The organism is Actinomyces viscosus (assembly GCF_900637975.1).
Classification (GTDB): Bacteria; Actinomycetota; Actinomycetes; order Actinomycetales; family Actinomycetaceae; genus Actinomyces; species Actinomyces viscosus.
On sequence record NZ_LR134477.1, the window covers coordinates 480,004 to 492,349 of the forward strand.

The 12,346-nt window shown below is 69.4% G+C and carries 11 protein-coding genes, 2 tRNA genes and 2 pseudogenes; 10 read left to right on the top strand and 5 right to left on the bottom strand.

Annotated elements, in window-relative coordinates; genetic code table 11:
- Nucleotides 1-6 precede the first annotated feature (6 nt).
- From EL340_RS02140 to EL340_RS02155, 4 genes and pseudogenes are all read right to left on the bottom strand, one after another.
- A pseudogene (locus EL340_RS02140) lies at nucleotides 7-1,201 on the bottom strand (glycosyltransferase family 4 protein).
- A complete protein-coding gene (locus EL340_RS02145) occupies nucleotides 1,201-2,481 on the bottom strand; it encodes a glycosyltransferase (RefSeq protein WP_126413214.1) in 1,281 nt (426 codons plus the stop codon). Before EL340_RS02145 ends, EL340_RS02140 begins: the two are co-directional and overlap by 1 nt.
- Complete coding sequence (locus tag EL340_RS02150) at nucleotides 2,478-3,761, bottom strand: glycosyltransferase family protein (protein WP_126413215.1); 1,284 nt, start codon at nucleotides 3,759-3,761, stop codon at nucleotides 2,478-2,480. The genes EL340_RS02145 and EL340_RS02150 overlap by 4 nt, the downstream gene beginning before the upstream one ends.
- Nucleotides 3,762-3,873: 112 nt before the next feature.
- The gene (locus EL340_RS02155; RefSeq protein ID WP_126413216.1) at nucleotides 3,874-4,650 is read right to left on the bottom strand and encodes a DeoR/GlpR family DNA-binding transcription regulator; all 777 of its coding nucleotides are present in this window, start codon (nucleotides 4,648-4,650) and stop codon (nucleotides 3,874-3,876) included.
- A gap of 273 nt (nucleotides 4,651-4,923) precedes the next feature.
- Between EL340_RS02155 and EL340_RS15240 the strand changes: the two genes are divergently transcribed.
- From EL340_RS15240 to EL340_RS02200, 10 genes and pseudogenes are all read left to right on the top strand, one after another.
- Entirely contained in the window at nucleotides 4,924-5,358 is a 435-nt protein-coding gene (locus EL340_RS15240) for a hypothetical protein (protein ID WP_232023183.1), read from the top strand.
- An 18-nt stretch (nucleotides 5,359-5,376) separates the two neighbouring features.
- Nucleotides 5,377-6,036, top strand: a pseudogene (locus EL340_RS15245) (ROK family protein); the annotation flags it as partial.
- 183 nt (nucleotides 6,037-6,219) lie between these two features.
- Nucleotides 6,220-6,903, top strand: coding sequence for a nicotinate-nucleotide adenylyltransferase (gene nadD, locus EL340_RS02165; protein WP_126413217.1), 684 nt, complete (start codon nucleotides 6,220-6,222; stop codon nucleotides 6,901-6,903).
- A complete protein-coding gene (locus EL340_RS02170; RefSeq protein WP_126413218.1) occupies nucleotides 6,893-8,566 on the top strand; it encodes a hypothetical protein in 1,674 nt (557 codons plus the stop codon). Before nadD ends, EL340_RS02170 begins: the two co-directional genes overlap by 11 nt.
- 66 nt (nucleotides 8,567-8,632) lie before the next feature.
- Nucleotides 8,633-9,052, top strand: coding sequence for a ribosome silencing factor (gene rsfS, locus EL340_RS02175; RefSeq protein ID WP_126413219.1), 420 nt, complete (start codon nucleotides 8,633-8,635; stop codon nucleotides 9,050-9,052).
- Nucleotides 9,049-9,690 carry a histidine phosphatase family protein gene (locus EL340_RS02180; protein WP_126413220.1) on the top strand — a complete coding sequence of 214 codons (642 nt, stop codon included), beginning with the start codon at nucleotides 9,049-9,051 and terminating at the stop codon, nucleotides 9,688-9,690. Before rsfS ends, EL340_RS02180 begins: the two co-directional genes overlap by 4 nt.
- 93 nt (nucleotides 9,691-9,783) lie before the next feature.
- Nucleotides 9,784-9,856: transfer RNA gene (locus EL340_RS02185), tRNA-Ala, on the top strand.
- A gap of 40 nt (nucleotides 9,857-9,896) precedes the next feature.
- Nucleotides 9,897-9,969 (top strand) — tRNA-Ala (locus EL340_RS02190).
- A 90-nt stretch (nucleotides 9,970-10,059) separates the two neighbouring features.
- Entirely contained in the window at nucleotides 10,060-10,704 is a 645-nt protein-coding gene (locus EL340_RS02195; protein ID WP_126413221.1) for a MarC family protein, read from the top strand.
- 127 nt (nucleotides 10,705-10,831) lie between these two features.
- A complete protein-coding gene (locus tag EL340_RS02200) occupies nucleotides 10,832-11,719 on the top strand; it encodes a hypothetical protein (RefSeq protein ID WP_126413222.1) in 888 nt (295 codons plus the stop codon).
- A 104-nt stretch (nucleotides 11,720-11,823) separates the two neighbouring features.
- On the opposite strand, the gene EL340_RS02205 is transcribed toward EL340_RS02200, so the two are convergent.
- Complete coding sequence (locus EL340_RS02205) at nucleotides 11,824-12,102, bottom strand: DUF1540 domain-containing protein (RefSeq protein WP_126413223.1); 279 nt, start codon at nucleotides 12,100-12,102, stop codon at nucleotides 11,824-11,826.
- Nucleotides 12,103-12,346 lie beyond the last annotated feature (244 nt).

Genomic DNA, 12,346 nt, shown 5'->3' on the forward strand with positions numbered 1-12,346 from the left:
AAGCCATCAGCGCTCACCGTCCTCGGTGACCCCGGCAAGCCCCAGGATCCGGGCGACGACCCGCCCCAGGAGTGACGCTCCTCGGCCAGGCGGCGCCCACCGCGCCCCATCCGGGCACGCCGGTCCGGGCAGGCCGCCAGATCGTCCAGGGCCGCGGCCAAGGCTGTGGGGTCCGAGGGGGCACGAGCACGCCGTGCCGGTCGTCCCCGTCCCGAAGCAGCTGGGGGACCTGCCCGACGCCGGAGGCCACGACCGCGAGACCCGCGGCCAGGTACTCCAGGACCTTCATGGGGGAGAAGTACTGCTGCTCGCTCCCGCCCAGGTCCGGGTACGGGGCCACCCCGATCGCCGAACCCGCCAGATGAGCGGGGACGTCCTGCGGAGCAACCGCCCCGCGGAAGTCCACCTCCACCCCGAGGCGCTGGGCCTGAGCCCGCAGCGCCTCCATCTCGGGGCCGTCCCCGATGATCCGCAGCCCCCAGCTCTGACGCGCCAGAGCCGCCGCCGTGATGAGGTCCGCCACCCCGTGCCAGGGCTTGAGGGTCCCCACGAAGGTGACGACCACCCGGCTCGGGTCCTCCGGCTGAGGCTGGATACGGCGCACGCTCACGCCGTTGGGCACCGTGTGGATCCGGTTGGGGACCTCACCCGCGCCGGACGGGTCGGCGCTGCGACGACGCACCCAGTCGGCCACGGGATCTGAGACGCAGACCGTGGCCCTGGCGGCCTCGACCTGGCGACGCAGGACCCGCGCCGCACCGGAGGCGTCCACCAGTGAGCGGTGACGACGCTGCTCGTCAATGAGTGGAGCATTGACCTCCAGGATCCCCGCTACCCCGGTGGTGTCCGTGATGTCGGCCAGCGCGGTGGAGAACAGGGAGTAGCGCTCGTAGACCAGGTCGGCGCCGTCCTCCATCACCCGTGAGGCGATCCGCTCCGCGGCGCGCGCCTGTGCCCGCTCCCGCTCGGCGGGATCGACGTCGGCCACGGCATCCCCGGCATCCCCGGCATCCACGGCCTCCAGGTGCAGCTTCAGGTCGCTCAGGTCGTCGGGAACATGCTCGCCGGAGCGTACGGCGTAGAGCACCACCTCGTGGCCGGCGGCCCTCAGCTCGCGGACGACCTCCTGAATGTGCACCGAGGCGCCCTTGGTCCCGAACACCGGGATGCCCGGGTCACAGCAGATGTAGGCGATCCGCATCAGGCGGCTCCTTCCCGATCGGTCAGGTACATGCTGGGAGCAGTCGGAGCGTGACCGGGGCCCGACTGCCAAGCGGCCAGGACCGCAGCCTGGGCACGGGAGTCGAAGTGCTCCTCAATGAGCGTGCGCGCCCCACGCGACAGGGAGACGGTGTCGACCTCGCCCAGCGCGATGCCACGCAGGGCCACGGCCAGCTCGGCCGGGTCCCCAGGGGGCAGCAGGAGCCCGGTGACGCCGTCATGCACCACCTCCGGCAGCCCCGAGACCGCGGTGGCCACCACCGGCGTCCCGCAGGCCATCGCCTCCAGGACCACCGTCGGCAGACCGTCGATGTTGCCGTCGGCCGCCTCGATGCACGGCGCCACGAACACGTCCGAGCGGGCCAGCAGGTCACGCACCTCCGCCTGCGTGAGCGGACCCAGCAGGCGGATCCTGCCCGCCAGGCCCAGGCGGTCGATCTGCGCGGTCAGACGCTCGCGCTCATCGCCCTCACCGGCCAGCTCCACCTCGACGTCGACGCCGGAGCTCACCAGGATCCGCACCGCCTCGACCAGGTCCGCGAAACCCTTCTTGGGCACCAGGCGCCCCACGGCGCACACCCGCAACGGCCGCGTCGACCCCGCCGGTACCGGCGCCGGGGCCCGGTAGGCGAACCGGTCCAGCTCGATGGCGTTGTAGCGCAACGACACCGTCGCGCCCGTGCCCGCCAGCACCGTCCTCAGGTGCTCCTCGTTGTACCGGCCGATGGCGATGACCCGCTGCGCGTCGCCGCAGATCCGACGCAGCCACACCGGGTCCACGGACTCATGGAAGATGTCCTTGGCATGGGTCGTCACCGTGTAGGGGATGCCGGTCAGGGCCGAGGCGATCCACGTGACCCGCCCCGCCAGCGACGCGAAGTGCGCGTGCAGGTGGGTGATGGAGTCGCGACGCACCTGACGCGCCAGCTCCACGCCCTGGGCGACCTCGTCGCCGGGCAGGCCCGCCAGCACCGGCATGATGGCGGCGAAGCGCTCGCGGTCGTCCTGGCGGGACAGGCCGCCGGCGATCTGGCTCCACAGGTCGATGGCCCGCTGCGGTCGGCCCACCCAGCTGACTCGGGCGGCGACTCGGGCGATCTCGGGGTGGAAGCGCGAGTCCGTGGTGGGGCGCAGCGCGTAGATGCTCAGGTCCTCGCCCTGGGCCTCGCGGGCCAGGACCTCGGTGACGATGAAGGTCTCCGAGAATCGCGGGTAGACCTTGAGGACGTAGCCGATACGGGCGTCGGATGCGGGACTCATGCGGGGATCTCCGTACTGGTGAGGCTGTTGAGGGGGCTGCCGAGGATGTCGAGGCGGTCGGTCCGGTGGCCGATGAGCTCGGCGGCGAGCCGGGGGACGGTTACCAGGCCGTCCAGGTGCAGACGCCGTCGTCCCGCCACCTGGCCGCCGGCGCCGGGGGCCGGGTCGTGCAGGTGCTCGGCGAGCCAGCCCTCCAGCGCGGCGGCGCTCAGGTCCGTGACCCGCAGGAGGTCGACGGCGCCCGCGTCCTTGAGGGCGGTGGCCCGGATGAGCTGCTCGAGGCGGGGCGTCTCACGGGGCACGAGCAGGGCCGGGGTGGCGGAGGCGAGGATCTCGCTGACCGTGTTGTACCCGGCCATTGAGATGACGGCCGCGGCCTGCTCGATGTGGCGGCTCATCCCCGCCCAGGAGCGGCGCACGGAGGTGCGGGGGCCGGCCGCTCGGGCGACCTGGTGGAACAGGGGCTCCTCGAGCTGGGGACCGGTGACCACGACGTGCCGGTACCCGTCTGGGACGCGCGCGGCCGCCGCGGCGCGCAGCAGGGTGACGCCGTCGGAGCCGCCACCGGCGGTGGTCAGGATGAACGGCTCCGCCTCCTCGGCGTTACCGGCCAGGGTCGCTGACGCGGGGGAGCCGTCGGCGGTCTCCGCGACGTCGCGGCCGTGGGCGAGGTAGCCGGTGTAGCGCATCCGCTCCTTCAGCGCCTCCGGGGCCTCTCCGGTGGCGCCCAGGTCATGGACCGAGGCGTCCCCGTAGATCCAGACCTCGTCGATGAGACGGCGCAGCGTGTCGGCGTCTCCGAGCTCGTCCCACTCGCGCTGCACGGTCGTGGGCGTGTCCAGGACCTCGCGCAGACCGAGGACCACACGTGCGCCGGGATGCGTCTGACGCATGCGTGCCAGAGGCTCGCGCAGCTCCTGGTACACGCCGTAGGGGTGACGGTCGACGATGAGCAGGTCCGGGGCGAAGCTGCTGAGCACACCGGACAGCAGGGAGCCTCGCACCAGGGTCAGGTCCTCACGGGTGATGCGCAGTCGCTGAGGCAGGTAGGCGCCCTTGGTCTTCTTGACCCCCGGCAGCACCAGCCAGTCGAAGCCGTCCGGGAGTCGGTGCTCCTGGCCCGGCGCCAGACCGGTGATGACCAGGCCGGTGACATCACGACCGGTGAGTCCCGGCAGCGCCCGGGCCAGGTGGTGGGCCAGGGCGAGATTGCGGCGAAGGTGTCCCAGCCCCTGGGCGTCGTGGCTGTAGAGCGCCACCCGTAGGGGAACGGTCGTCATGGATCGTCTCTTCTCTTGGTGTCAAGCTCAGAATCGTTCTGTGACGATCCTGGTCGGCCAGGAGAAGATGACGATTAAGGACGGATGAGAAAGCTCTCAGATTTGTTGGAGACTAAACCAGCTGCACCTCGGTGCCCGCCTGACGCAGGGCCGCGACCTGGTCGGCGGGGGCGCCGTCGTCGGTGATGACCAGGTCGATCGTGGCGGTGGGGCAGATGAGGGCGAAGGCGGTGGTGCCGAGCTTGGAGCTGTCGCACACGACGACGACACGTTGGGCGGCATCGACCAGAGCGGCGTTGACGGCGGCCTCGCCGTCGTGCTGAGCGTAGGCCCCCCGCTCATCGAGGCCCTCGACGCCCAGGAAGAGCGTGCCCACGCTGATCGAGGGCAGGATGAGCCCGGCCAGCGGGCCGGTGAGCTCGAAGGAGCGGGCCCGGGCGATACCACCGGTGACGACGACGCGCACGCACTGGCGCACGGTCATCTCATTGGCGATGTTGACGGCGTTGGTCACGAGCGTGACCGGCACCTCCGGGTCGTTCAGGTCCGGCAGCAGCGCGATCTCCCGAGCCACCTCGGTGGTCGTGGTACCGCCGTTGAGGCCGATGGAGTCCCCCGGGTTCACCAGGGCGGCGGCCGCCTTGGCGATGCGGGCCTTCTCGTCGGCCATCTTCGAGCTGCGGTAGCGCAGGGGCGGCTCGGTGGACGTGGGGTTGGCGACGGCGCCGCCGCGGGTTCGGGTGACCAGCTGCTGGTCCGCCAGGTGGTCGAGGTCGCGCCGTGCGGTCGCCGCAGAGACCCCCAGGCGCGCGATGATGTCATCGATATGGACGCTGCCCTCGTCCATGACGATGTCGAGGATGGCCGAATGACGATCATGCCGAGACATCTCGGTCCTCCTGGAGCTCAAGGGGCGGCCCGGGGCCGGCTGGTGCTGGGGCACGGCACATGATTTGTGCATCAACTACTTGCCTTATCCTGGTAACCGCACGGCAGGTAGTCGGTGTGCTGATGCCAGCATAGTTCAGGAGTGCCCGCAGGTGCCCGCTAAGAGCGACACATGGCGATACGAACCTTGCTACTGTCGTCGACATCAATCATGCCAACGTGTGGGGCGGTGGTCCCGTGGGCTCGCCGCCCCGCCCCTGAGAACAGAGAAAACATGGGACATCCCGCAGACCTTTCCGAGTGCTCCTGCTCCAGGGGGCGAGCTGCCGCACTGGGGGTCGACGTCGGTGCCGACCGAATCACCGCGGTTGTCGCCAGTGGCCGGGGACAGGTCGTCTCCACCCTCTCGCGTCCGGTCCCAGAGGGCTGTCGCTCGGATGGTCACCGGCTGGCTCAGGAGATCGGCGGCGTCATCACCGCCTTGCGTGCAAGCGCTGCCCGTGAGCTCGGCGGTGAGGTGTCAGGTGGGGAGGCGGGGGCTTCGGCGGAGGCTCCGGCCCTGACCGTTGGGATCTGCGTGCCGGGCGTCGTCGACGAGGACGCGGGGTGCGTCCGTCGCAGTGACGCGCTGGGGCTGCAGGACGTCGCGCTGGCGAGTCTCGTCAGCCGGTGCCTGACGGCCGATGCCGCCGAGGTGATTCTCTACTAGGAGGACCGTTGCGGCGCCTGGGCTGAGAGCCGGTGGGGAGCGGGTGGGGAGAGCTGCCTCTACCTGTGCGTTGACGCCAGCGTCTCCGCCGCCGTCCTGCTCAACGGTGTCCCGCTGCTCGGTGGAGGATGGGCCGGCCAGGTCGGACAGGTCCTGGTGTCCGACCCCGACTGGAGCGGCGAGAGGGCCCGCTTGGAGGACGTCGCCTCCGTCGACGCGATGGTGGGGCGCTACACGGCCGGCATCGTCGACGACTCAGTTGGCGGTTCTGCTAGTGACTCTGTTGATGGTTCTGATGGCTCCGCGCCCTCGGGCGGCGCAGGCGATTCCGGCAGTGCCTCCATCAGGGGCTCCGCCGGGCGGGCCGGCCAGGTCGCCTCCGGGCTCGACTCACTCCTCGAAGCGATGCGCTCGGGGGACCGGGAGGCGCGCCGCGTCTGGGGAACCGGCCTGGACGCGCTGGCCGACCTCATCGCTCGTGGCGCCGGCCTGCTCGGTCCCCTCGACGTCGTCGTCTGTTCAGAGCTGACCGGGGCGGGGGATGCCGTCTTCCTGGAGCCGCTGCGTCAGCGTGTTGCCGACCTCATGGCCGGCCTACCGGTGCCGAGCCTGCTGCCGGCCCGGCTCGGGGAGGTGGCTCCTGCACTGGGTGCGGCCGGACGCGCTCTGGAGAACTGATAATACCCTGATAATATTCTGGATATCACCTTGTGTCTCTGCGCCGTTGGCTGACAACTCGCTTATGGTGTTGCGGAGACCCACAATGGGTGCAGGCCGTGGCAGTATGTTCGCCAACTGCAGTCGTCCGAACCGGTTGAGGAGAACCAACGTGTCCCCCAGGAAAGAAGCGAGGCGCAGCGCGTGACCCAGTCTGCTCGTCCGCTTCGTATCGGTATCATGGGTGGAACCTTTGATCCGATTCACCATGGGCACCTCGTTGCGGCCAGTGAGGTTCAGAACGTCTTCGCCCTCGACGAGGTCATCTTCGTGCCCACCTGGGCTCAGCCCTTCAAGAAGGAGCGCCGGGTCTCCCCGGCCGAGCACCGCTACCTCATGACCGTCATCGCCACGGCCTCCAACCCGAGGTTCACGGTCTCCCGGGTCGACATCGACCGGGGCGGCACGACGTACACGATCGACACCCTTCATGACATCGCGGCCGAGTACCCGGGCGCGGAGCTGTACTTCATCACCGGTGCGGACGCCTTGGCGCAGATCCTCACCTGGAAGGACAGTGAGGGCATCTTCGACCTGGCTCACCTGGTGGGGGTGACACGTCCCGGGCACGTTCTCAGCGACTCCGGGGTCCCCCAGGACCGGATCTCGCTGGTGGAGGTTCCGGCTATGGCGATCTCGTCGACGGACTGCCGTCAGCGAGTCGGCGAGGGGTCACCGGTGTGGTACCTCGTCCCTGATGGTGTCGTGCAGTACATACGCAAGTACGGGCTCTATCGTATGGCCTTGCGGCCGGCGTCGGCGACGTCGATGACGGCGAGAGTGGCCCGCGAGCAGTCCCTGAGGAAGGAGAACGACGGTGAGCACTGAGCAGACCGGCGTCAATGCCCCCACGTCCGAGGAGCCGACGCAGGATGAGCACGCTCCACGCGGCAGTCGTCGTGCGATCCGGCAGGCGGAGCGCGCCGCCGAGCGCGAGGCGATCCTGACCGGTCAGCAGCCGCTCCTGACCCGGCGTGAGATGAGGCGTCTGCGTGAGGAGGCCAAGGCGCTCAGAGCAGCTGTCGAGGCCGGCGAGATCACTCCCGAGCAGGCCCAGGCGCTCCAGGACCCCCTTGCCGATCCGGCATCGGTCACCCCCCGTTCCGCTGCCCAGTCAGGCGACGACGCCGAGACCGGGCTGGAGGAGTCGGCCGAGTTCCCCGCCGTGGACGAGGGTGGTGCGGCCTTCCTCGAGCAGGGAGGGCAGAACCCGCCTCTCAACCTCTCCGTCCCCGAGGGGCCGTCGGCCTCCGCTCCGAGCTGGCGCTCACTGTCAGCGGCTGAGGCGGTGGCGATCTCCGAGATCGAGACGGGCCTCATGGAGGCGGTCGACCTGCCGGTGGCGACCCTGGACTACGACGCCCACTGGGCTGCGGACGCCAGCTCCGAGCCGGCGCCGGTGCCTACTCGCTTCTCGCTCAAGGAGCGCCTTGAGGGCGGTCCCGGATCCCAGGCCGATGAGCAGGGCAGCGCTGAGCCTCAGGCCGCCGCCGAGCAGATCGGTGAGGCGGACGCCGAGGAGCCCACGACCAGTCCCTATGACTACCGAGAGGGGTTCGCGCCGACGACCTACGAGGACGAGGCGGTGTCCTCGCAGCCCTCCTCCCAGTCGGCCGAGGCCGTCACCGCGGTCTCCGCCGTGTCTGCGTCGGCTTCCGGCGCTGCCGACTTCGCCACCTTCGGGCAGCCCGGAGCCGCGGAGGCCACCGAGTCCGCCCGCAGCGGTCTGAGCGCCGGGTCGGCATCCTCCGCCGGTTCGGTTCGCCGTCCCATCGTCCGCATCCCGGCTGCCGCGCAGGGAGTGCGCACCGTCAACACGTCCACGGGTGAGCTCAGCTCGGTCCAGCCCGTGGACAGCTCCCCGTCCGCACAGGAGGCCGTCGACGCCCAGGAGGCCTACGGCGTCGCCTCCATCGAGGAGCCGATGACGCAGGAGAGCATTGCGGTCGATGTCGAGGCCCAGACCATGATGCCCTCGCCGCAGACGCAGCAGGACGATGAGTTCGGCACGGTCGGGGCGCCGCAGTGGAAGTCTCTGCACCAGTCCTCCCAGGTGGACAGCTTCCAGGAGACGATCGTGACCGGGGTGACGGGGGTGACCGGGGCGGCTGAGACCACCGATGTCATGTCCGGAGACGCTGTCAGCCCCTACGCCTTCTACACCGACGAGGCCGAGAACGGTAACGGCCCGGTCGGCGGCTCCGAGTGGGACTCCGTGGCGGCTCCCGCCGCTGAGGTGCCCGAGGAGCCGTACCTGGCTCCCGTCAACGAGGTGACCGGGAGGGTGCCCACCCCCGAGCACGTCCTGCCGATGGAGCAGCCCAGCTCCTCCTCGCGTACCGGCAAGATGCTCATGGCCGCGCTCATCATTGTCGTCCTGCTGCTCATTATCGCGGTCGTCGCGTGGCTGCTGATCTCCAACAGCAGCAATAGCGCCAGCGCCATGAGCACCACCGTCGGGGCGGGGGAGTGGATCCGTCAGCTCGTATGACGGCGGTGCGCGCGGTACAGTCGCCGCTGCCGCACGATGCCCGACTGACCGCACCGAAGGAGATCCGTGCCCGCCACCGAACACGCCATCAGTCTTACTGCTGCCGCCGCTCGTGCAGCGGCTGACAAGAAGGCTGAGCACCTCACCGCTATTGACGTCTCCGAGCGACTCGGCCTGACCGACGTCTTCCTGCTGGCCTCCGGCTCGAATGACCGTCACGTTCACGCCATCGTCGACGCGGTCGACGAGGCCATGCACCGTGCCGGTGCCAGGCGGCGGACTCGTGAGGGCTTCGCCGATGCCCACTGGGTGCTGGTGGACTACGGCGACGTCGTCGTCCACGTCCTGCAGGACGAGGACCGGGAGTTCTACTCGCTGGAGCGTCTGTGGAAGGACTGCCCCGCCATCGAACTGCCGGAGGACCTGACGCAGTCCGGCAGCCGGGAGGGCGACGAGGAGAGCGGGCAGGGGGATGGCGCGTCATGACCGACCTCATCCTGTGGCGCCACGGCCAGACCGACTACAACCTCCAGGGGCGTATTCAGGGGCGGGTCGACATCCCCCTCAACGACACCGGCCGTGAGCAGGCCCGGCGAGCAGCCGACGACATCGCGGCACTCGGACCCACGCGGATCGTCTCCTCCCCGCTGGTGCGGGCGCGCGCCACCGCCGAGGTCCTGGCCTCACTGACCGGGCTGAGTGTCGAGATCGAGCCGGGGCTGGCGGAGAAGTCCTTCGGAGACTGGGAGGGCCTCAAGGCGGCCGACATCAAGAAGCAGTGGCCCGAGGACTACGCCACCTGGCGCGCCGGCGGAGACCTGCCTCAGTTCAGGATCGAGGGACGCCGTCAGACCGCGGAGAGGGTGGGGCAGACGCTCAAGGCCATCGCCGCCGACTCCGGGAAGGATGATGTCGTCGTGGTCGTCTCCCACGGTGCGGCCACCAACCTGGGGGCCACCTACCTGCTGGGCATGGACGCCCAGCAGTGGTTCGGACTGCGCGGCATGAGCAACTGCTGCTACGCGATCATGCGCACCAACAAGCGGCCTCCGGGCTGGTCGGTGGTGAGGTGGAACGCCGGACCGCCGGTGGACCCGAGTCCGCTGGGCAAGATCCTGGGCTGAGCAGGTGAGGTAGTACACGCGCAGCGGATTTGCCCTGGCGGGGCCGATCTTCATACAGTTATCCGCGTCGCCGCACGCGAGCGACGCCCGAACGGGGCTATGGCGCAGTTGGTAGCGCGCTTCCATGGCATGGAAGAGGTCGGGGGTTCGAATCCCCCTAGCTCCACGAACCACTCGGATCCTTCTCCGGGTGGAGCACCCATCTCGGGGCTATGGCGCAGTTGGTAGCGCGCTTCCATGGCATGGAAGAGGTCGGGGGTTCGAATCCCCCTAGCTCCACAAGACTCATGATCAGGCCCCGCCACTCAGGCGAGGGCTTTTTTGTCTTCTACCTGCTCGTGCGCAGGTGCGTGCGGCACAATGCCGGACATGACTACTGCCGTACTGGTCAAGGCTCTGGGCGCCTTCTTCGCGATCATGAACCCCTTCGTCAACCTTCCGCTGTTCCTGAGCCTGACCCAGGACCAGGACACCGCGACCCAGCGGCGCACAGCAGTGCGCACGACGATCTCCTCCACCGTCATGTGCGCCGTCGTCCTGCTCCTGGGGGCGGCGATCCTCCGCTTCTTCGGCATCGGCGTCGACGATTTCCGGATCGCGGGCGGAATCGTGCTGCTCATCATCTCCCTGTCCATGCTCAACGGCAGCGGCTCCAGCGCCCACGAGGGGAGCAAGCAGGAGAAGAAGCAGCGCGATGCGGCCGACGGCGGGAACGACGTCGCCTTCTATCCCATGACCTTCCCCATCCTCGTAGGCCCCGGGACGATTGCGACCATCATCGTCATCCAGTCCCAGGCCCGGGGAATCGGCGGACATGCTGCCGTGGCGGCCGCGCTGGCGGCCGTCCTCGTGGCGCTCGGGGTCGTCCTCTACTTCTCCTCCAGCATCGGCGCGCGCCTGTCCATGACGATGCGCACCATCATGACCCGCCTCATGGGCATGATCCTGGCCTCGATCGCGGTGCAGATGATCGTCGTCGGGATCCAGCACCTCTTCCCCGGGCTGGTCCGTTGAGACGCGCTCCACGTGTGGGCTTCCGCGAGGAACTAGCCCCCCAGGGAGTCTGAGGGTAGCCTCACCTTCAGATGTTGCCGGGAGCACCCCGCTCCCACGTGCGGCGACAAGGTAGGAAGGTAAGCGCGTGACGTCCGTTCAGGTTCCCGACATCATGCAGCGCGCTCGGCGCATGGCCAGGCGTCTCCTGGCCGGCAGTGGAAGCGCCGCGGTGACGGCCTACCGCATCGACCCCTCCGCGCCCGCCGCCTTCGTCGCCCACGCTATGCGGGCCGACGGCCAGATCCTCGTGGCGGCCTGCCCGCCTCAAGGTACCCCGCTGGCCATCGCGCCCGACGACGTCGCCGTCGACGTGCGACTCGACATCACCCTCGACGCCGCCGAGCCCGGTGTCCGCATCACGGCCGCCACCGCCCACCTGCTCGGCAGCCTGACCTGGGTCGACGGTGAGGACCGCGCCCTCGTCCTGGCCTCCTCGCGGACTTCCGCCTGCCACTGCGCCATCGTCGGCGAGGACCCGCTCGAGCGTGTCCGAGAGATCGCCTCGGGCCCTGGTGGGCGCCTGGGCGTCATCTCCTGCGAGCGCGTCATGCTCCACTGCGTCTCCGGGGTCTCCAGCCACGACATCGAGGAGATTCTCGACGTCGGCTCCGTCGATGCCGGTGCCGCGCCCGCTCCCTCCTGGAGCCCCCAGGAGGTCATGGACGCCCACGAGGCGGTCAGTGCGGTCGGGCAGCTGGGACTGCGCGCCGTCTGCGAGGCCGTGCGCGAGGGACAGATGCCCGGCTGGACCTGCTCATCTCGCCCCGCCGTCGGCGTGTGCCCCACGTTGTGGGACAGGACCCTGTGCGTTGACGTCGACGCCCACGGAGTGACCCTCATGTCCATTACCGGCGAGGAGGTCACCACCTTGGTGGTCGCCTTCCCGGAGGCCCTGACCGGCGCCGCAGAGGTCGGGCCGACTCTGGAACGGCTCGCCTCCCAGGCGCTCCCGCAGCGCCTGGCCCGTCCCTGACCTCAACGTCTCGCCGGGTCTGACCGTAGAGACCGAAACGGGGGTGCCACCGCACGGTGGCACCCCCGTTGGTCCCCAGCCGCTCGAGCTGGAGATCCTTCCGGTCAGCGAACCTCGTAGGTCTTGCAGGAGGCGGTGTCGCCGCCGACGCTCACGGCCTCGGCCGTGCACATGAGGTCCTTGTTGTGGACGCACTCGAGGCGCTGGCAGGCACCCACGTGCCCCTCGGCCACGGGCAGGCCGCCGCGGGCGTCGAGGCTGATGAAGGTGTCACAGGCCGGTGCGCCGTTGTCACCACCGACGGTGATGGCGAAGGCGGTGCAGCCCCCGTTGTTGAAGGCGCAGGAGGTGGTGGTGCAGGAGGCGATCTGGGTGACGGACATGATGCTCTTCCTTTCGAGCGGGCGTGCGCTGCGGACATGAATAACGTAAATCCGAGCCCGTACCCCGGCAACGAAGGACAGCCTGGCCTGCTTCACCCAATATAGCAAAACGTTGGAATATCAACGTTTCTCTGTTTTATCGAGCGCGGCTCGGCGAGTGTGCGCCCCTGGCGAGAATACTGGGTTGTGTGCCATCTATTTTCGTTATTCCCCGCAGGTGAGGCACGCCTTCACGGAGGAGGGG